Genomic DNA, 19,319 nt, shown 5'->3' with positions numbered 1-19,319 from the left:
GAACTTGATGGCCACGTTCTTTCTGTCGCACTTTTCGGTGTAATCCGCTGATCGCGCTCAAGCTTCCGTCGGAGACTAGATGGTAAACTGCGGTTCAAGTGACTAATCGAGGAAAACAAGGGAAAAAGTCCGGGTATCTTCCCAGTCTTGACGGTTGGCGAGCCATTGCAATCCTGGGCGTCCTCATGTCGCATGACCGAGCCTGGCACATCGGCAGTCACAGCAACATCGCCTGGAAGGGATTGGGCGGTTCCGGCGTTGACCTTTTTTTTGCGATTAGCGGGGTGCTCATCTGCTGGCGCATCCTCGAGGATGAAGCCATAACGGGCGTCTTCAAGCTAAAGGATTTTTACATACGCAGGCTTTTTCGCATTCAGCCGGCAGCACTCTCTTACCTGGCTCTCATTGCCCTTTTGATCGTCATTGGAGTCATCCATGAGTGGTGGCACTTCTGGCTCGGGGGACTCTTTCTTTACCAGAATTTCCTCTTCCACACCCAGAGCCGGACCTTGATATTCGCAGGGTACTTTACCGGACATTTCTGGACGCTTTCGGTAGAGGAGCACTTTTACATTCTGCTGTCTCTTTTCCTGTTCTTTGTCCGGCGCTACAGAATCAGGTGCATGGCGCTTCTCTACCTGGCACAGTATTGCGCGCTGAGAATAGCTCATACCTATGGGTTTTACTCGGAGGATACCTCTACACGCCGGACCTACTGGGTCATTGGCCGCCTCATTTTTCCGGCGTTGCTGGCACTTCTGCTCCGCCGCGAGACGGTATACGCTGCAGCCCAGAAATATCTGCGTCCCTGGGTAGCTTTTCTAGGTGCAGTCCTTTTAGCCTATGCCGACCAAGTCATGCACACAAAGTCTCTTGGCACGTGGACAGCATGGTGGTTCAAAAACGCTTTCTATTCTCAATGGGACCATGTAGTGCTCACGTTTGGCTTCCTGGTAGTCGCCACCATGTTGCATCCCCGAAGTTGGACCACGCGATTTCTGGAGCTTGCGCCAATCCGGTATGTTGGCCGACTGTCCTATAGCATCTACGTCTGGCATCTGCTCTTTCTCTGCGCGACGGAGCCAGAGGCCCATATAACCTGGGCGCCTCTCGTGATGATTGATCAACGGCCCTGGCGGTATATTGGCATTCTAGCCGTCGCCATGCTCAGCTACCATTTGATCGAGAAGCCGATGATCCGGCTTGGTCATAAACTCGCACCACCAGCTACACCTGGGCACTCGGATTTAAGAGTTGAACCGGAAGCCTCCAATGACAGCGGCACTGCAATCTCCGCCACGCAAGCTGGCTAGAGCGAGCAGCGTGTTGTGTCCTGTCGCAGCGTTTTAGGTTGCTGAAGTTTATGCTGAAGCTGCCATCTGCCGTCCATCCGCCACGCTATTTGGCTCAACTTAGAATCACAGCGTGAAAGTTCAAACATAATCTGTGGGGGGACGATCGATCGCAGCCTCGATGACAGTCAACGGTCTTTCGCGAACCTGGCGGTACATGCGCCCAAGGTATTCGCCCATAATTCCCAACAGCATGGCATTGATGCTGATCGACATGAGGATAAGGGCTGCGAGAGTGGCAAAGCCAGCCGGCCATGCTGCGCCGAACATGAGCCGGGCCACAACGTAGCCAGCCATCGTGAGCAATGTGAGTAGAGACACGGCAAGACCAAAGTAGGTAGCAAAACGCAAGGGGATGACAGAGTGGTTCAGAATGCCGTCCAGAGCCAACGACATCAGCTTTGAGAACGGGAACTTGCTTTCGCCGCGCTCGCGTGCATTGCGCGCGTACTCCACTCCGACCTGTTCAAAGCCGAGGGTGGCGATTGTGCCGCGAAGGTAGGGGTTCGCATCGCGATAGGCGCAGAGCAGGTCGATGACACGGCGGCTAATGAGCCGGAAGTCGCCGGCGTCCACGGGCAATTTCTCTTCGCTAAGCAGATCGGCGAGGCGATAGAAGATAGAGCGCGCAGCAGTGATGCCAAAGCCTTCGGCGCGCTGCTTGCGAATGCCGTAGACCACGTCAGCGCCCGACTGCCAGCGATTGAGAAAGGTCTCAATGAGTTCAGGGGGGTCTTGAAGATCGACGTCGAGCTGAATGGCGGCATCACCGCGGCAGCGCGTATAGCCGGTGAGGATGGAACGCTGGAAGCCAAAGTTCTTCGAGAAACGAAAGACGCGCACGCGAGAATCGTGGGTGGCGAGATCGGAGAGCAGTGCGAAGGTCCGGTCAGTGCTGTGATTATCGGTAAAAACAAACTCAAAATGGAAGCGGCTCTCAAGTGGAGCAAGAACAGAGGTGACGCGCTCGTAGAAGGGACGGATGTTTAGCTCTTCGTTGTAGACCGGAACCACAATCGATATGAGCTGCCTTGTCTCCATGACTGCCATCATATCGTCTCAGCACTTGGGTGCAAGGGGGACAGTAGTAGGGGTTCTGCTCTAAGCCTTATCCAGGATCGATGCCCAGGTCCTGCGCAGGCCCTCGTCGAGCATGATGGACGGTTTCCAGCCGAAGGCAGAGTAAGTCTCCTCAACCTTAAGTTCATAACGATAGATCTCGCGATCAACGTAGGGGCGGCCACCGTAGTCGATGAGGCCAGTGCGCCCGGAGACGCGTTCGATGCGTTCGAGACAATCCCGCACGGTAACGACCTCTCCGGAACCGACATTCCAAACCCCTCCCTCGATCCCGGAGAGGGTAAGAGCGAGGACGATGGCGTCGGCGACGTCATCGATGTAGACAAAATCACGGGTCTGCTTGCCTTCCGTGACGTCGATGGTGCGGTTCTCCGCCAGGGCCTTCATCACCTGCGAGATCAACATGCGCGGGGACTGCCCCGGACCGTAGACCACCGAGGGTCGAAGAACGACTGTTGGCAGCTTGAATGAAGTAGTGAACATTCGTGCGTAAGCCGTGACGGCGGCCTTGCTCGCCCCGTAAGGGGAATTTGGATCAGGGGCAAGCGCGGGGTCAAAAGGCGAGATGTTTTGACCGTATTCTTCACAAGAACCCATCAGGATGACCCGCTCAGCCTGGATCGCGGAAGCAGCTGTGAGAAGAGAAATCGTGGAGAAGAGGTTCCATTGCAAAGACTGCTGCAACGAGTGGAGGCTGCGTTCGGTAGAGATATAGGCGTTGAGATGAACGACATAGCGAGGCTTGGCCTGAAGGATGGCGTCGCCTATGTTTGCAACATCTTCGACAACGATCAGCTCGATGGGAAAAGGGAGGGTTTCGAGTTTGGAGGCCGATCTGCCCGCAGCAACAATTGCTACGATCTCTGCTCCCGCCTCATGTAACTTGCGTAAGACCTGCATCCCAATGAAGCCGGTAGCACCGGTAACCGCAACGCGTTGTGACGTCAAACTGATGGGCATGAGAGAAACAAACTTCAGATCCAGATGCTGTAGCTTCCGTTTAGCAGAGCATAACAGAGCGAGGGGAGACGAGCCGGTCTCTGGGTATGCGTACGGGGCATTTCAAAATCCGGGATGCGCCCCTCTATAATCGGCGGTAGATCATGCCCACCAATCATCCAGCGATCCCCCCTAGAAAGCACGCTCTCTCGGTCCCCGTCACACTGCCGCCCGTGCTTCGCGAGTTCTGCTGGGTGACGCTTTTGTTGACGCTGATTTCAGGGCTTTACTGCATTGCGATGGTCGTGGTTTTTCACAAGCATTACCCCTACAACTGGCCCTTCTTCCTAAGGTCGGAACGTTTCAGCGATTTCACGATCTTTACCCACAAGTTCGAATACTTTCATCAAGCCGCATTCTTCACGACTGGCTTCCCAATCAACTATCCGGCTCCTATGACGATCGTTTATGAAGCGTTCTTCAAGTTCGCCGGTTCGAAAGCCCTCCTTGCCTTTCTCATTGTGCTGTTGCTGTCGTTTGCCGTACCCGCAGTACTGTTTGGGCGGGCGCTTGTAAAGCGCGGGCTTTCCCGATCCACAGCCACCGTCGTAGTAAGCATCACGCTCTTGCTCTCATGGCCTGCCTTGCTCTTGGTGGACCGCGCGAACGTCGAGGTGATTGTATGGATCGCAGTAGCGCTAGGAGCCTGGGCCTATGCGCGGAATAAAGGGTGGACGGCTGCGGCCATGTTCGGCGTGGCGGCATCACTCAAGTTGTTTCCATTTATATATCTGGCCCTATTTCTTACACGCAAGAACTTTCCCAAAGTGCTGTTCGGCGCACTGGTGTTCGGCGGGGTCACTTTAGCCTCACTGGCCATGCTTGGACCTACCATTCCAGTGGCCTATCAAGGACTGGCGATGGGGATGAGCTCGTTTCGGGCCAACTATATGGTGATGTATCGTCCGGCTGAAGGCGGATTCGATCACTCAGTACTTGCGTTCTGCAAGCTCTGGATCGCGATAGCGCTCCGCGATCACTCCGCCCATGCGCTTCTTGTGGCTTTGAACATCTATCTTCCGCTGATGGCAATCGGCGGCATACTGCTCTACTTCCTTTTGATTCGCAAGCTTCCACTGCTAAATCAGTTACTGGTGCTAACGATCGCGTCGATTTACTTCACGCCGTTTTCTGGTGACGGCACGCTTATTCACCTCTACTGTTCTTTTGCACTATGCAGCTTTCTGGCAATCGATGCATGGAAACGAAAGATCGAGATTCCAGGGCTACGAACAATTTTCCTGTGTTATGCGTGGCTTTTTTCCATTGAGAGTTTCTTGATCGTCATAGGGTATCGGGTCGAGGGACAGTTCAAATGCGTCGGGATCGCTGTACTGCTAATATCCGCCCTGCGCCATCCGCTGGGCCCTCCCCTGAAGAGCAACCAGGAGGAGGACCTTTCATGGCCGAACGCCAGCAATATTCAAACAGCAAGAATATTGCCGGATAACGTGAGCTGAAGGTGCGTCAGATCGCACGAATGCCTTTCACGATCCGCGCTGGCTTTCATCATTTCTTACCGGTCATAAGAACCAGCCATGATCGTTCACGGCGGAAGGGTTCGCAAAAGACATAGAGTGCCCTGAGCGAATAGGCCTGTAGCGTGCTATCAAGCCACCGGGCGGAGCTTGTGGTTGGATATGCAGCAGACTATGAAAACCGTAAAGCCACCCTCGCGTCGAGCCTCAGGCTATTTGCCGAGCCTCGATGGATGGCGTGCCATCGCCATCCTCGGCGTTCTGATGACTCACGATCTGCCCTGGAGCATAGGCGGCTATAGCACTGCCGCGTTCAGGGGATACGGCGGATATGGTGTCTATCTCTTCTTCGCGATCAGCGGAATCCTCATCTGCACGCGCATCCTCGAAGAGGAATCCCTTATCGGTAGATTCCACCTTAAATCCTTCTACATCCGGCGAGTTCTGCGAATTCAACCGGCATCTTTGGTATATCTCGCGGTTATTGCGTTGCTCATGCTTGCAGGTATCGTCCACGAGAGCTGGCACTATTGGCGAGGGGCGCTACTGTTCTATGCCAATTTTCTCTACCGCGCCTCTGACAGCAGCGGAACTGCGGCCTTTACCGGTCACTTCTGGACGCTCTCTGTCGAAGAGCACTTTTACATACTGCTCTCCCTTCTGCTCTTCTTCTTTCGCAGGCACCGCATCAGGGTCTTTGCAAGCCTTATTTTGCTCACATGGATAGCGCAGATCGTGGCCCACAGGTATGGGATCTATTCGTATGACATCTCGAGCCGCCGTACCCAGTGGGTCATTCTGTATCTATTGACACCGGCCCTGCTCGCGCTCCTTCTTCGTATCCCCAACATACGGTCGCTGGCCGTTCGATTTCTTTCCCCGTGGGTGGCTTATCTGACGACCCTTGCCCTCATGTCGGCGGATCGCCTGCGCGTCCCTCATCCCGGCGTGAAGTTCTGGTCCTTCGACATGCTTGGCATGCAGGGGAACTATCTTTTTTTTGGATTTTCCCTATGGATCATAGCGACCACGTTGCACCCGAAAAGCCTAAGTACGCGCTTTCTCGAGCTGCCTCCTGTCAGGTTTGTGGGCCGGCTTTCCTATAGCCTCTACCTTTGGCACATTCTTTTTTTTATACCCGTCTATGCGGGCGTTCGGATTACCTCGGCACCACTCTTATTTCTCTCTGAGCGCCCCTGGAAGTACATCGCTTCATTTGCAGCTGCAACACTTAGTTATTACTTCATCGAAAAACCGTTTATCCGTTTGGGGCACCGGCTGGCACCTCCTGCTACGCCTGGGCACAAGGATCTTGCTGTTGATACGGCCCATAGAGAAAATGCTGGCGCAGAACCTATTCGCGTTGCCAATTGACGTATAACCCTGTCCCAGGCGGCCTCGACCAGGACCGAGCCGAAACAACATTGTCATCAGAACACCAGAGATTAGCCCCAAGGAGGTTCGTGTCGATAAAACCCGATACATCTGTGATAACAATATCAACGTCTTGGGGAATCATTCCAACATCGAATTCACCAAACGGAGTCGCCATATATGATTTATGGCTTGCAGAGTATGAGTTTGGCAGTGCATGATGACGAATACGGGATCGAACATTTGCATGGGAACGATTACCATTAGATCAGCCGAACACGGGACAAAGACACTTCCTGAAGGGGCAATGATTGGGCAAAACGTCGCTGGAAGAGTGCTTATGACCATCATGACGACATCTGGCGGTCCTTCTGGTTGTGTTCGGACACATGTTGGTGACTGGAAGGTGCAAGGATCTTGATGGACGAAATGTTTTCAATTGGTGTAGACCTCGGCGGCACAAACCTGCGGATTGCCTCGTATGCAGGTGGTGTCGACTTTCTTGACACCATCCTCGTACCTACGCGTCTTGCCGAAGGCCGTGAACGCGTCGTGCGCGATATGTGCGAGGCCATCCAAGCTCTGGCAACGAAGGACTACGGAAGCCGGCGGCTGACAGGCATAGGAATCGGCACGCCGGGTCCGTTGGAACTGCCGGAAGGCATCCTTCGGAATCCACCCAACCTTCCGGGGTGGGACGGATTCGATCTCCGCCAGGCCATCGAGTCAACCCTGGGCCGTTCTGTCGAGATCGATGGTGACGCCAACGTAGCCGCTCTTGCCGAACAGAAATTCGGGGCAGGACAGACCCATAACGTCAAATCCCTCTGCATGCTCACACTGGGCACGGGAGTGGGCAATGGCCTCATCCTGAACGAACATATCTGGCACGGATCCACGGGCATGGGCGGTGAAGGCGGTCACATCATCGTGCAGGACGTCGACGGCGCAGCCTGCGGCTGTGGTGGTTTTGGCTGCCTGGAACAGTATGCTTCCGCACCCGCTATCGTACGGATGGCCCATGAGCTCATGGGGTCCGCTGCTCCGGCTACGTCGCACGATATTGCCCTTTTGGCAGCCGAAGGTGATCCACAGTGCCGTCTGATCTTCGAAAAAGTCGGTCATGCGCTTGCCATCGCGCTCACTGGGTTGATCAACACGCTCAATCTTCCGCTCTACATCATTGGAGGAGGGGTTTGTGAAGCGTGGGACCTGTTTGCTCCGGTCATGTTTCGCGAGTTGCAGCTGCGCAGCTATGTATATCGTCTTACTGCGCCAGAGATTTTGCAGCCTACCCAACTGGAACGGCATAAAACCTATATTCTAGGCGCTCAGCTTGGCCCTTCGGCCGGCCTTCTCGGGGCCTGCCTGCTGCCCTTGCAACAGAAATCGGGTTCATCTCAGCTCCTGGAGGATCCTCTTGTCCATCAATAGGTACATTGTGCGCAGCACCTTCGTGGGCGCGTTGGGTGGACTGCTGTTCGGGTTCGATACCGCCGTTATCTCTGGAACGACAGCCGGACTGACGCACGCCTATGCGCTGTCCCACGGTCAACTCGGCTTTACGGTAGCCATCGCGCTGGTGGGCACCGTGATCGGAGCCGCGACGGCGGGCTCGCTGGGCCAGCGCTATGGGTCGCGCGAGATGCTGCGACTCACCGCGATTTTGTATGTGCTTTCAGCCCTCGGATGTGCCTTTGCACCCAGTTGGACGTTTCTGCTTGCGGCGCGGTTCCTTGGTGGACTGGGCATCGGCGGCTCGTCTGTGCTGGGCCCGGTGTACATCGCGGAACTCGCTCCTCCAAAGTTACGTGGCCGGCTCGTCGGTACGTTCCAGATCAACATCGTCATCGGCATCCTGCTCGCCTATCTTTCCAATTATCTGATCGGCCTTTTGAACCTCGGCGCGATGGAGTGGCGGCTGCAACTTGGAATCGCCTCAGTTCCCGCCGCTATCTTTTTCGCGCTGCTCTTCAGTATCCCCCGGAGCGCCCGCTGGCTCACCACCCAGGACAGAATCGATGAGGCACGCGAGGTCCTGGAGATGATGGGATCGCCCAACTCCGAGGCCGAGCTCGCCGACATCCGCGAGTCGCTGCACATGGAGCGCAATCAGAAGCAGGCATCGCTGTTCGAGTCGACCGGCAATCGGCTGCGCTATGGCAAACCGATCTTCCTGGCCATAGCCATTGGGGCGTTCAACCAACTCAGCGGCATTAACGCCATTCTCTACTACCTGAATGACATCTTTGCCGCGGCGGGTTTCAGCCGAGTCTCCGGCAATATGCAGGCGGTAGCCATCGGAGCGATGAACCTGGTTGCCACACTCGTCGGCATGATGCTGATCGACCGTGTCGGCCGCAAGATGCTGCTGTTGATCGGCGCGGTCGGAACGGCTATCTGCCTCTCCATCGTTGCGGCGATCTTTGCCACTCATCAACATCTGGCCGTGCTGGTCTGGGCGTTGGTTGCCTATATCGCATTCTTCGCCATCTCGCAGGGAGCCGTCGTCTGGGTTTATATCAGCGAGATCTTTCCAACACGCGTGCGCGGCAAAGGACAGAGCCTCGGATCCGGCACCCATTGGGTTCTGAATGCAGCGCTTTCGTGGACCTTTCCCATCATCGCAGCTCGTTCCGGCGCATATCCTTTCATCTTCTTCGCCGCCATGATGGTGGTTCAGTTCATCGTCGTCCTGCTGTTCTTCCCGGAGACCAAACAGGTCTCGCTAGAGGAGCTGCAACGCAAACTTAAGATCACATAAGCCCTGTCCAACTAGAACAGTTCTCCTGGAGAGGTAGAGCGTGCGACCTTCCTCCGACACTTCGGAATAAGGTCATCGACTACCGTCATTTATGCTTGGGGGCAGTATGAGCAAGTCGGAACCACGTACCCCGACAATTCGCGAAGTGGCAAAACTGGCCCGAGTCGGCCTGATGACCGTCTCACGCGTTATCAACAATCATCCATCGGTACGTCCCTCAACCCGCAAGAAGGTAGAAGCTGCCATTGAGCAGCTCGGCTACCGCCAGAACGAAGCGGCCCGCCTGCTCAAGGGTCAGCGCGCAAAGATGATCGGCCTCATCGTTCCCGATCTCTCCGACGCCTTCTTCGCCTCCTGCGCCCACACCGTGCAACACATGGCTCGCGCACACGGGTACATGACGCTGGTGGTCTCATCCGAACGCGATCCCGATCTTGAATTTCAGCAGGCCGAACTCATGGCAAGCAGAAAGGTATCGGGCCTCCTCGTAGTCACCTCCGCACCCCGCGGCGACGATCGCCTGCGCGAGTTGCAGAATACGGGCCTCGCTATTGTGGCTTTCGACCGGCCGCTTCCCGGCTCCGATGCCGATTGCGTCCTGGTCGAAAACCGGGTGGGCGCCGAAGAAGCTACGCAACACCTCATCTCCCACGGCCATAGCCACATCGCCTGCGTCGGCTACGACGAAAAGACGTATCCGATCCACGAACGGGTATTGGGCTACACCCATCACATGATCGCCTCCGGACTAAAGCCGACCGTTACCCTTGGGCTCCTTACCCTCGATGGTGTTCGCCAGTGGCTCAGCAGCGTTTTTGCGAGCAAAAACAGGCCTACGGCAATCTTCTCTCTGAACCACCGCACCTCCGTCTTCCTGCTGCAGGCACTTGCGGATCTGCAGATCCGCATCCCCGAGGACATGGCTCTCGTCGGCTTCGACGACTTCGACCTGGCCGGCATCATCAGCCCCCCTCTCACGACAGTCGCGCAGCCCCCTATCGAACTAGCGCGCCGCGCCATGACCCTGCTGCTCGAGCGTATCCAGAAGGCGCATGACGGCGTCGACGCCTCACCTGCCAAAATACTGCTGCCAGTCAAGCTGATGATCCGCGCCTCCTGCGGCCCGCATGAAAGCCCTGCTCCGGCAGTGCTTCCCCCTCCGACCGACGATCACAACAATCGTTAGACAGGCGTCGTTCACCCTCCCGTTCCTTCCTCCCATTAGCAATCGAACAACGCTTCTACCGGATGTTTCAATCAGGGCTTACGCAAAATCCGGGGAGTGGGATGAAACCCAACCCCTGCGGATAGCACTGATTCACAAGGCTTAAAACGGCCATCCGACAAAATCGACTGGCACTTCTGAGAAATCAGGGTAGAATTGGTCGTGCCAATCCATTTACATGGACATGTACCGATCACGCTTTAGGATCATTCCTGACATTGCCTAACCAGACCATCCAAGATCGAGTTCTTAAAGTCATTGCGACCTCGAAACGCCTACCCCTCGAGAGTGTTCGGGAAGACAGCAGCTTCGAATCCTTAGGGATTGACTCGCTGGACCGTCTCAACATCCTCTTCGACCTCGAAAGCGAGTTTGATATCGAGATCAACGACGAGGAAGCTAAAGATATCAAGAACATTCACGAGATGGTGGAAGGCATCACCCATCTCGTCCAAGCGAAGACGCCCTCTTCGTCTGCCGAATAATATGCATCGCGTCGTCGTCACTGGAGTAGGTGTCATCAGCGCCCTCGGCAAGAATACAGCCGGTTTCTGGGAGTCGTTGGTTGCGGGAACCTCCGCTATCCGGGAGATCAAAAGCGTCGATGTCTCGCAGATTCGGTTCAAAAACGCCGCGGAGATTCGGAATTACGTTCCGGAAGAGCATCTTGAACCAAAAGACATCCCCTTTATGGACCGCTTCGCGCAATTTGCAGTCATATCTGCCCGCGAAGCCATTGCCGATGCGGGAGTCGAGTGGACTCCAGATCTGCGGGAAAATACCGCCGTCATTACCGGCTCCTGCCTAGGGGGACGCGGTACGGAAGAGACCGGCTACTGGGAGCTCTTCCACAACAATAAAAACCGCGTTCACCCCCTCACAATTCCCCTCAGCATGAGCAACGCCGGTGCCAGCCATATCTGCATGCAGTTCGGCATCGAAGGCCCCGCTTACACCATCTCCACCGCCTGCGCCTCTTCAGCCCACGCCATCGGCCAAGCCTTCTGGATGGTTCGTTCAGGAGCGGCCCCGATGGCTATCGCTGGCGGCAGTGAAGCTCCTTTCTTTCTCGGCGGACTCAAAGCGTGGGAGGCCCTGCGCGTTATCAGCAAAGATACCTGCCGTCCCTTCTCTGCAGAGCGCAGCGGCATGGTTTTGGGCGAAGGAGCCGCCATGCTCGTGCTCGAGCCCCTGGAGACAGCACTGGCTCGCGGAGCCCGTCCTCTAGTCGAAATCGTCGGCTTCGGCATGTCCGCCGATGCCGGCCACATCACCCAGCCTGTTGCCACTGGGCCCAGCCGCGCCATGAACCTTGCTCTTCGCGACGCCCGCCTCGCTCCCGAGCAAATCGGCTATATCAACGCCCACGGAACGGCCACAGAAGCCAACGACCGGATTGAAACGGCAGCCATTCGCAGCACCTTTGGCAAGCACGCCGAAAAACTCGCTGTCAGTTCGACGAAATCCATGCACGGCCACGCGCTGGGCGCAGCGGGAGCCCTGGAAGCCGTCGCCAGCATTCGCAGCCTCGAACGCGGCATTCTTCCGCCCACCGCAAACTTCCTCACAGCCGACCCCGCCTGCGATCTCGACATCATCCCCAACCAGGCCCGCAAAGCCTCGGTAGAGGCTTGCCTTTCGAACTCCTTCGCCTTTGGCGGCCTGAATGCCGTACTCGCCTTCAAGGCGATCCCCTAGCGGGGTAGATCCTTCACCCAGGCCACCGAGCGGTCTATACCTTCCTCGAAAGACACCCTCGAAACAAAGTCAAACTCCACCCGCGCCTTGCCACAGGGGTACTCCTGATCCCGCCCCAGCAGGGCCACCGCATGCTGCGTCAACAGCGGGCGCCCCTTCAGCCAACGATAAGGGAACTCCATGACCTTCGCGATCACCATCGCCGCCTCGTAAGGCAGATCGATCCACGGAGGCTTGCACCCCAGCCCCTCCGCCAGCGACGCCACGTATTCATTCCACAGCACCCCTGTTTCGTCCGTCAGGTTATAGGCCTGCCCCAGTGTCGCTGAGCTTTGCGCCGCCGCGATCAATGCGTCTACGGCGTTATCGACATACAGAAACCCACCCGTCGTCCCCCCGCCGCCAATGTGGGCCATCTGCCCTTTCCGCAGCAGGTCCGCAATATCCGTCACAAACGCCTTCCCTCGAGGGCCGTAGATCGTCGCCGGCCGAACCACCGTAACCGGCAGTCCTGCCTCCCGTGCGGCCCGCCAGACCGCCTTCTCCCCCAGGATCTTCGTCTGGTTATACGGCAGCCCTACATCCCGCAAGGCCCCTGTCTCATTGCACGGAACGACCGGATATCCGTAGACATCCGTCGTGCTTACATGGACGAAGCGCTCAAGCTGAGGAGCCTCACGCGCGGCCGCCAGCAACATCTCCGTCCCCTTGACATTGCTTTCGAGGTAAACCTCCATCGACGCCCAGTCCGTCGAAGCAGCCGCGCAGTGAAAGATGTGAGTCGCCCCACGCAGGGCTTCCACTACGGGCTCGCGGTCCGTCAGGCCTCCTCGCACCACGCGCACCTTAGATCCTGATAGGTGCCGCAAGTCGGCATTTGGACGGGCCAATACCGTTACCTGCTCTCCCTCGCGCGCCAGCACCTCTGCCAGCCGGCCACCCAGGAACCCGCTCGCACCTGTCACCAGCGCCGGCATGCGCTACTCGCTCCGCATCTTGTCGAAGGCATCCAGTACAAACTGGAGATGTTTCGGCGTATGGGCTGCCGTCACACACAGTCGCAGGCGCGCCGCTCCCTGGGCTACCGCAGGAAATAACACCGGCGCGACCAGGATTCCGTGATCGCGCAACCTCCGCGCAAACAGTGCCGTCCGCGCATCGTCATGCAGGATCACCGGAATCACCGCCGTCTCAGAAAGTCCTGTGTCATAACCGAGGCTCTGAAGCCCATCGCGCAACAGCGTTGCATTCGCCTTCAGGCACGCAACCCTCTCCGGTTCGGCTTTGAGTATCTTCAACCCCTCCAGAACAGACGCCGCCACTGGCGCCGGCATCGCCGCCGAAAAGATATACGGGGACGCAGCATGCTGCAGAAAGATAGCCACCCTTCGTGAGACGGCTACAAATCCGCCGCTGGCTGGAATCGACTTCGCCAGGGATCCGGTCCAGATGTCGACCTCGTCTGTCGGCACTCCAAAGTGCTCATCTGTTCCACGTCCACGCTTGCCCAGCAAACCAATGGCATGGGCTTCATCCATCAGCAAAAAGCAGCCGAACTCCTTCTTCAGAGCAATCAACTCCGGCATACAGGCGATATCACCATCCATGGAAAAGACGCCATCGGAGATAATCAGCGTTCGATTCGCCTCTGGCCCGTTCTCCAACTCATACCTCAGGGAGGCGGGATTGTTGTGCTCAAACCTCTGGACCTGGACCCCTGCCAGACGGCACGCATCCACCAGGCTACGATGCGACAGCGTATCGGCGATCACCCGGTCGGCCGGCCCAAACAGCCCGCTGATGACGGCCAGATTCGCTGAGTAGCCCGAAGTAAAGGTGATGGCAGCCTCGGTACCCTTAAACTCTGCCAGCGCCTGCTCTACCTCCAGGTGGAGGTCCAGTGTCCCCGACAGCAGCCGAGCGCCGCCCGTCCCTATGCCGTACTTCCGTATGGCCGCAATCGCAGCTTCATCCACACGCGGATCACCGATAAGCCCCAGATAGTCATAGGAGGACAACATGAGCATCTTGTGCCCATCCATCATCACCTCTGGCCCGGACCTGGTGCTTAACGGGGCCTGGAAGGGATAGGCATCCAGCGAGCAGGCCAGTGCCGTGTTCTCGAACAGCCGCCGTGCACGCGCATCAATGAGGTCGCGCTTCTTGTAGGTGTCTTCTCGTGCAGAAGAAAAAAAGCTCTGAAACATCTGTCCTGAAGAAGATGGGAAGTCCTTCTTGGCCGGAGAGATAGACTTTTCGCTGGGTAGGTGAGTACTCATGAATACCCAATATATCGCGCAATCTCCTATTCTTTCGTTTTCCACTGAAACCAGCGGCTTATAGCACCGTATTCCTTACTGGATGGGGTGGAAACAACATAAATCTGCACTTTAGCGGCGTAAAGCTGTAATTCAATAGAAAAATAATTTTACTCATGAGATAAATAATCAAAACCAGCCGCGTTCTACTCGTTTTGGCGTATCGGGCGTGTCCGCGGGCAGGGCTGAGCTCATCGACCGTTCCCCAGCGATATCCTGAAGCCGCGGAGGCTCAGAGCCATCCCTTGGTTCGCGCAAGGCGGGCAGCTTCAGCACGATTGTGGGCGCCGAGCTTGGAGATGGCCCCGGATAGATAGTTTCGTACCGTTCCTTCGGTAAGCCGCAGTGCGCGTGCAACCTCGGCCGTGCTCTCGCCCTCACCGGCGCGGCGCAGGATCTCGCGTTCACGGTCGCTAAGCGGGTCCGCTTCTGCGCCCCAGGCCTCAGCTGCCAACTCCGGATCGACTACGCGCAGCCCGCGATACACGCGGCGCACGGCGTTGGCTAGCTCCGTCGAAGGCCGGTCCTTGAGCACGTAGCCGAGCGCACCGGCCTCAAGAGCACGCCGCAGATAGCCAGGTCGCGCGAAGGTGGTCAGGATGAGCATACGAGTCTTCGGATAGAGCTCCCGCACCCGCCGGGCGAGCTCTAAGCCGGTGAGCCGGGGCATCTCGATATCGGTAACAAGCACGCCGGGGCGATGCTGCCCGATCGCGCGCAAAGCCTCTTCGCCATCGCTTGCAACGGCCACGACCTCGATGTCCGGCTCGATGCCCAGCAGAACAGCCAGCGCGCCCTGCACCATGCTTTGGTCCTCAGCCAGGACCACACGGATCTCTTTGCCTTCGCCCGCCCGCCGAGCTGCACTGTCAATCACGCGCGCACCGTGCCCTTGTCCAGAGTCACGAACAATGTGTTGGTCCTCTCCGCCTGTGGGCGTTCGAGGGTTTGCAGTTCCACGCCGGTCAGTGGAAGCTGCGCAGTCAGCCGCGTTCCTCCATCGGCGCAGCTCTCACGCTGGAGTGCTCCGCCAGCAGCCGCGAGACGCTCGCGCATACCGCGCAGGCCGTTGCCTTCGGCGCCGAGTTTACCGGAACCGTTGTCCTCGATCTTCAGAGTCAGGAGATCTCCGTCGCGATGCAGCTCTAAATAGCACGTGGTTGCACCGGAGTGCCGGATAACGTTGGTAACGGCCTCACGCAGCACAAGACTGAGCGTATTTGCGATGGCGGGAGGCAGGGCAAAATACTCAATGTCCGTGGTGAGTTGCACACTTGCGCTGGTTAGCGCGTGACGGGCGCGGGAGACTTCAACCTGCAGACCCTCCGCACGATACCCCGTGACAGCCTCGCGAACCTCGGCGAGCGCCTTGCGAGCAGTTGCCTCCACCTCGGCGATCTCACGATGCGCAAGCTCCGGCTGTGCGGTGAAGAGCCGGTTCGCGATATCGCTTTTGAGCACAATGACCGTGAGTGTGTGTCCTAACAAGTCATGAAGGTCACGAGCGATGCGCTCGCGTTCAGCCACCTGAGTGAGGTGCTCAATCTCTCGATTCGCCTGTTCTAGTTGCTCACTGGCGAGTAAGTGCCGGGAAAAGGCGAAGTGGCTCAGCCCAACAGCCACCGTATAAAAGATGATCGTCTCAGCGAGATCGAGACTTCTATGCAGCAGCCAAGTCTCCAGCAGGACTCCCGCACCTTGTGCCATCGCAATCGCAGCAAACCTCCAGAAAGCAGCCGACACTCTGGGTTGCCGCAGTAAGAAAACACTCATCGCCACGGGGTACACGAACTCGCCCCCAGCGTTCTGATTGAACGGAAAGTACAAATACCCCAGCAGAAACACTATCCCCAGCCAGATAAGCTGTGTCTGTCCTCGTGTCTTGAATATCTGGAAATAGGCCACCAGAAAGATCACGAAGAACGGTATAAAGAATGCCCACTTCTTTGAGGAGTGATAGGACCAGGTCTCGACAAACCAGAACACTGTATATAACAACGGAGGCCATCGGCCGGAAAGAAACATTCTTCTGTGCTGTGGTATCGTCGCAGCGACCTTCCTGCCCTCTCCCGTCATCGTCACGTTGCCCTCTTCATCCATGGGAACTCCATCATCTCGTGCCTGCCGTGCCGGCGAAACTCCCAGCCATCATCCAGACCGTATGACATTTGTCATCATGACATCTGTCACTCCACATACCTGATGGCCTGCACTTCTTTTGCGGAAAGCTACAGTGCAAGATAACTCCTGTCAGACCTTTCAGGCGAACACTTCAAGGAGTTTCAATGCCGCTTCGACGCAATTTTCTTGCCGCCGCGCTTCTGCTTTCGAGCCTTTTCTCCTGGGCCAATGCAGTGGCAGAGTCCCCCTGCCGTGAACACACGGACAGTGGCAGCGGCCAGGTGATGGATGTGACCGGCGCCGTCATTGTGGACGCCACCGTTACCGTCGTTGGCGCTGAAACGAGTAAGACTCTCCATACCGATCGCGATGGCCGCTTTGCCACAACTTGCCTTTCCGACGGAACCTACACAGCGACGATCGACTCGCCCGGCTTCGAATCCGTTACTCGCAAATTCCAGATCGGCTCCGGGATCCACGCGCTCGCGGTACGCCTCAAGCCCCAGACCGTAACCACTGAGGTCGAGGCAACGGCAGAGGAGACTGGAGTCAACAGCCAGGATATAGCTGGCTCTCGCACCCTGAACAAAAGCGACCTCGCGCAGCTCGCCGATGATCCTGACGAGTTCAGCCGAGAGCTCCAGGTACTGGCCGCGGCTGCGGGTGGTGCGCCCGGACAGGCCATCGTAACCGTGGATGGGTTTCAGAACAGCGGGCAGATTCCGCCCAAGTCTTCTATCGCCTTCATCCGCATCAACCCCGACCTGTTCTCCGCAGAGTATGCCCGGCCGCCCTACCGCGGAGGCCGCGTAGAGATCTACACCAAGCCCGGGCAGTCGAACCTCCACGGCGCTCTGTTTACGACTCAAAGCGCCGAGTGGATGAACGCCAAGGATCCGTTCTCCCCCAGCCGTGCGGCCATCGGCAAGCAGCGTTACGGGTTTGAACTCAGCGGGCCCATGGCCAAGAACCGCAGCGACTTTGCGCTGGCGCTCGAGCATCGGCAGATTAATGAGTTCGCTGTCGTTGATGCGATTACGCTCGATATCTCCGGCAATCAGCAACCGGTAGTAGCGAACGTCGCCACACCACAGTCTCTATGGGAGGCAAGCGCCCGCTTCGGTTTTCTGCTCAGCCCGAAGAACAACCTGACGGTCACGTACACCGCAAACGTGAACGAACTCTACAACCAGGGTGTCGGTGGCAACGTGCTCGCCGAAGCCGGTTACAACAGCGCGCAGTCCGAGCATGTGCTGAAAGTTGTCAATCTTCAGACCCTCTCCCCTGCCCTGGTGCATGAGACGCGGCTTGGGTATACATGGCGTTATCGCAACGACACTCCCAGCTCCGCCGCGCCCTCGCTGCAGGTGGCCGGAGCCTTTACCGGCGGCGGCGTTACCACCGGCGCCATGCGCTCCCATGAACGTGACCTCGAGCTTGACGACGACCTCCTCTACAGCCACGGCAAACACAGCCTCAAAGCCGGAATCGAACTACTCGACACCTCGCTGAACGACACCCAGCCTTCAGGATTCAACGGGACCTACATCTTCGGCGGCGGCATAGCGCCCGCGCTCGATGGCTCCGGCACAACCACCACCATCACCGGCCTCGAGCAGTACCGCCGAACCCTTCTTGGTCTGCCCGGCGGCACCCCCACACAGTACGACGTGACCACAGGCACTGAAGCGGTCTCGCTGAATCAACTGCAGGTTGTGCTCTATGCGCAGGATCAGTGGAAGCTCCGCCCACGACTGCAACTCGCCCTGGGACTTCGCTGGGCCATGCAGAACGACCCTGGAACAGTAGGCAACATCGGCCCGCGGGTGGGTCTGGCGTGGTCGCCTGACCGCAAGCAAAAGACGGTCTTCCATGCACGCACCGGCCTGTTCTTCGGCACCATCGATCCGCAGACAGTACTGACGGCCCACCAACTCAACGGCACAATCCAGAGCCAGTTGCAGATCGACAACCCCGTGTACGGCTCGCCGCTCAACACGGGCACATCCACCGTCACAACATTACGCGCGCCAATCTCAGGTCTGACGCAGACACCGTCGCTACAGTCCCACCTCGGTGTCGAACATGACTTCCCACACCACTGGCATGCTCAGGCCAATCTCTACCTGGCGCATGCGTGGGACATGCTTCGCTCCCGCGACATCAACGCCCCGCTAAACGGATCACCCAATGGCCCACGCCCGCTGGAGCCCAACCTGAATCTCTACCAGTTTCAGCAGAGCGGCAGACTCGGAGGCAACGTACTCTTTGTCGGTCTCGATCAGCACAGCCTGAAGCGGCTGCAGATCTTTGCCGGCTACGTTCGCCTCGACCTGCGCGGCAATGCCGACTCTGACACCTCGTTCCCGCAGAACAGCTACTCCGATCAAGGTGAGATGGCCCGCCCCTCCTGGGAAGCCACACATCAACTGATCGCCTTCACCAACTACACGTTTCCGTATGCGGTGAACCTCTCCTTCCAGTTCAACGCTGCCTCAGGCCAGCCGTACAACATCACTACCGGATTCGATAACAATGGCGATGGCGTCTTCAACGATCGTCCGTTCTTCAGTTCCCCCTCCAGCACCACCGTCTATAGCACGCCCTTCGGCCCGCTCTCGCCCGAGGGTCCTGGTACCTCCATCGGCCGCAACGCCGGAACGCTGCCCTGGAACGTGCATCTCGACGCCAACCTGAGCCACACCTTCACCTTGCCGCACAAAGTCGACAAGCAAGTTCAATCGCTGGCCCTGAACCTGCGCTCTACCAATCTGCTGAACCACACCAATGTGCTCGCAGTTGGCGGAGTGCTCGGCTCCCCGCTCTTCGGCCAGGCTTACGAGGCCGACCCCGGCCGTCGTGTCGAAGGAGGCCTTCGCTGGAGTTTTTAGCTTCATCTGTTCGCACAAA

At 57.5% G+C, this 19,319-nt stretch carries 15 protein-coding genes; 9 read left to right on the top strand and 6 right to left on the bottom strand.

Features of this window, described 5'->3' with window-relative positions:
- Nucleotides 1–98: 98 nt before the first annotated feature.
- On the top strand, nucleotides 99–1,313 hold the full coding sequence (locus GSQ91_RS11810) for an acyltransferase (protein ID WP_158821743.1): 1,215 nt from the start codon (nucleotides 99–101) through the stop codon (nucleotides 1,311–1,313).
- 120 nt (nucleotides 1,314–1,433) lie between these two features.
- On the opposite strand, the gene GSQ91_RS11805 is transcribed toward GSQ91_RS11810, so the two are convergent.
- Both GSQ91_RS11805 and GSQ91_RS11800 read right to left on the bottom strand, forming a co-directional pair.
- Nucleotides 1,434–2,405 carry a glycosyltransferase family 2 protein gene (locus GSQ91_RS11805; RefSeq protein ID WP_216845195.1) on the bottom strand — a complete coding sequence of 324 codons (972 nt, stop codon included), beginning with the start codon at nucleotides 2,403–2,405 and terminating at the stop codon, nucleotides 1,434–1,436.
- 48 nt (nucleotides 2,406–2,453) lie between these two features.
- Nucleotides 2,454–3,392, bottom strand: coding sequence for an NAD(P)-dependent oxidoreductase (locus tag GSQ91_RS11800; protein ID WP_158821742.1), 939 nt, complete (start codon nucleotides 3,390–3,392; stop codon nucleotides 2,454–2,456).
- A gap of 143 nt (nucleotides 3,393–3,535) precedes the next feature.
- Between GSQ91_RS11800 and GSQ91_RS11795 the strand changes: the two genes are divergently transcribed.
- The 7 genes from GSQ91_RS11795 to GSQ91_RS11765 all read left to right on the top strand — a co-directional run bounded on the left by GSQ91_RS11795 (nucleotide 3,536) and on the right by GSQ91_RS11765 (nucleotide 11,970).
- Nucleotides 3,536–4,891 (top strand): glycosyltransferase family 87 protein, encoded by a 1,356-nt coding sequence (locus GSQ91_RS11795; RefSeq protein ID WP_216845192.1) that lies wholly within the window; start codon nucleotides 3,536–3,538, stop codon nucleotides 4,889–4,891.
- A gap of 192 nt (nucleotides 4,892–5,083) precedes the next feature.
- Nucleotides 5,084–6,283, top strand: a complete 1,200-nt coding sequence (locus GSQ91_RS11790) for an acyltransferase (protein ID WP_158821740.1) — start codon at nucleotides 5,084–5,086, stop codon at nucleotides 6,281–6,283.
- Nucleotides 6,284–6,703: 420 nt separating this feature from the next.
- Nucleotides 6,704–7,717: an ROK family protein gene (locus GSQ91_RS11785; RefSeq protein WP_158821739.1), complete on the top strand. Its 1,014-nt coding sequence runs from the start codon at nucleotides 6,704–6,706 to the stop codon at nucleotides 7,715–7,717.
- The gene (locus tag GSQ91_RS11780; RefSeq protein WP_158821738.1) at nucleotides 7,704–9,047 is read left to right on the top strand and encodes a sugar porter family MFS transporter; all 1,344 of its coding nucleotides are present in this window, start codon (nucleotides 7,704–7,706) and stop codon (nucleotides 9,045–9,047) included. Before GSQ91_RS11785 ends, GSQ91_RS11780 begins: the two co-directional genes overlap by 14 nt.
- Nucleotides 9,048–9,153: 106 nt before the next feature.
- On the top strand, nucleotides 9,154–10,233 hold the full coding sequence (locus GSQ91_RS11775; protein WP_158821737.1) for a LacI family DNA-binding transcriptional regulator: 1,080 nt from the start codon (nucleotides 9,154–9,156) through the stop codon (nucleotides 10,231–10,233).
- Between the two features lie 257 nt (nucleotides 10,234–10,490).
- On the top strand, nucleotides 10,491–10,757 hold the full coding sequence (locus GSQ91_RS11770) for an acyl carrier protein (RefSeq protein WP_158821736.1): 267 nt from the start codon (nucleotides 10,491–10,493) through the stop codon (nucleotides 10,755–10,757).
- A gap of 1 nt (nucleotide 10,758) precedes the next feature.
- Nucleotides 10,759–11,970, top strand: a complete 1,212-nt coding sequence (locus GSQ91_RS11765; protein ID WP_158821735.1) for a beta-ketoacyl synthase — start codon at nucleotides 10,759–10,761, stop codon at nucleotides 11,968–11,970.
- Here the strand turns inward: GSQ91_RS11765 and GSQ91_RS11760 are convergent.
- From GSQ91_RS11760 to GSQ91_RS11745, 4 genes are all read right to left on the bottom strand, one after another.
- A complete protein-coding gene (locus tag GSQ91_RS11760; RefSeq protein ID WP_158821734.1) occupies nucleotides 11,967–12,947 on the bottom strand; it encodes an NAD(P)-dependent oxidoreductase in 981 nt (326 codons plus the stop codon). The two genes, GSQ91_RS11765 and GSQ91_RS11760, sit on opposite strands and share 4 nt — an antisense overlap.
- A 3-nt stretch (nucleotides 12,948–12,950) precedes the next feature.
- Nucleotides 12,951–14,249 carry an aminotransferase class I/II-fold pyridoxal phosphate-dependent enzyme gene (locus tag GSQ91_RS11755; protein ID WP_158821733.1) on the bottom strand — a complete coding sequence of 433 codons (1,299 nt, stop codon included), beginning with the start codon at nucleotides 14,247–14,249 and terminating at the stop codon, nucleotides 12,951–12,953.
- 271 nt (nucleotides 14,250–14,520) lie between these two features.
- Complete coding sequence (locus GSQ91_RS11750; RefSeq protein WP_256370375.1) at nucleotides 14,521–15,165, bottom strand: response regulator transcription factor; 645 nt, start codon at nucleotides 15,163–15,165, stop codon at nucleotides 14,521–14,523.
- A complete protein-coding gene (locus GSQ91_RS11745) occupies nucleotides 15,162–16,388 on the bottom strand; it encodes a sensor histidine kinase (RefSeq protein ID WP_158821732.1) in 1,227 nt (408 codons plus the stop codon). The genes GSQ91_RS11750 and GSQ91_RS11745 overlap by 4 nt, the downstream gene beginning before the upstream one ends.
- A 185-nt stretch (nucleotides 16,389–16,573) precedes the next feature.
- On the opposite strand from GSQ91_RS11745, the gene GSQ91_RS11740 reads away from it, so the two are divergent.
- The gene (locus GSQ91_RS11740; RefSeq protein ID WP_158821731.1) at nucleotides 16,574–19,300 is read left to right on the top strand and encodes a carboxypeptidase-like regulatory domain-containing protein; all 2,727 of its coding nucleotides are present in this window, start codon (nucleotides 16,574–16,576) and stop codon (nucleotides 19,298–19,300) included.
- Nucleotides 19,301–19,319: the final 19 nt, after the last annotated feature.

Origin of the sequence: Granulicella sp. S156, from assembly GCF_009766105.1 — a bacterium.
Taxonomy (GTDB): domain Bacteria; phylum Acidobacteriota; class Terriglobia; order Terriglobales; family Acidobacteriaceae; genus Granulicella.
The sequence above is the reverse complement of the archived record's forward strand: the minus strand, read 5'-3'. Positions and strand labels throughout refer to the sequence as shown.

Excerpts from the sequence above, each read along its gene's own strand:
- GSQ91_RS11745 (WP_158821732.1), bottom strand. The coding sequence starts at position 16,388 with ATGGATGAAGAGGGCAACGTGACGATGACGGGAGAGGGCAGGAAGGTC.
- GSQ91_RS11795 (WP_216845192.1), top strand. The coding sequence starts at position 3,536 with ATGCCCACCAATCATCCAGCGATCCCCCCTAGAAAGCACGCTCTCTCG.
- GSQ91_RS11740 (WP_158821731.1), top strand. The coding sequence starts at position 16,574 with ATGCCGCTTCGACGCAATTTTCTTGCCGCCGCGCTTCTGCTTTCGAGC.
- GSQ91_RS11775 (WP_158821737.1), top strand. The coding sequence starts at position 9,154 with ATGAGCAAGTCGGAACCACGTACCCCGACAATTCGCGAAGTGGCAAAA.
- GSQ91_RS11755 (WP_158821733.1), bottom strand. The coding sequence starts at position 14,249 with ATGAGTACTCACCTACCCAGCGAAAAGTCTATCTCTCCGGCCAAGAAG.
- GSQ91_RS11760 (WP_158821734.1), bottom strand. The coding sequence starts at position 12,947 with ATGCCGGCGCTGGTGACAGGTGCGAGCGGGTTCCTGGGTGGCCGGCTG.
- GSQ91_RS11805 (WP_216845195.1), bottom strand. The coding sequence starts at position 2,405 with ATGATGGCAGTCATGGAGACAAGGCAGCTCATATCGATTGTGGTTCCG.
- GSQ91_RS11800 (WP_158821742.1), bottom strand. The coding sequence starts at position 3,392 with ATGCCCATCAGTTTGACGTCACAACGCGTTGCGGTTACCGGTGCTACC.
- GSQ91_RS11790 (WP_158821740.1), top strand. The coding sequence starts at position 5,084 with ATGAAAACCGTAAAGCCACCCTCGCGTCGAGCCTCAGGCTATTTGCCG.
- GSQ91_RS11765 (WP_158821735.1), top strand. The coding sequence starts at position 10,759 with ATGCATCGCGTCGTCGTCACTGGAGTAGGTGTCATCAGCGCCCTCGGC.
- GSQ91_RS11785 (WP_158821739.1), top strand. The coding sequence starts at position 6,704 with ATGGACGAAATGTTTTCAATTGGTGTAGACCTCGGCGGCACAAACCTG.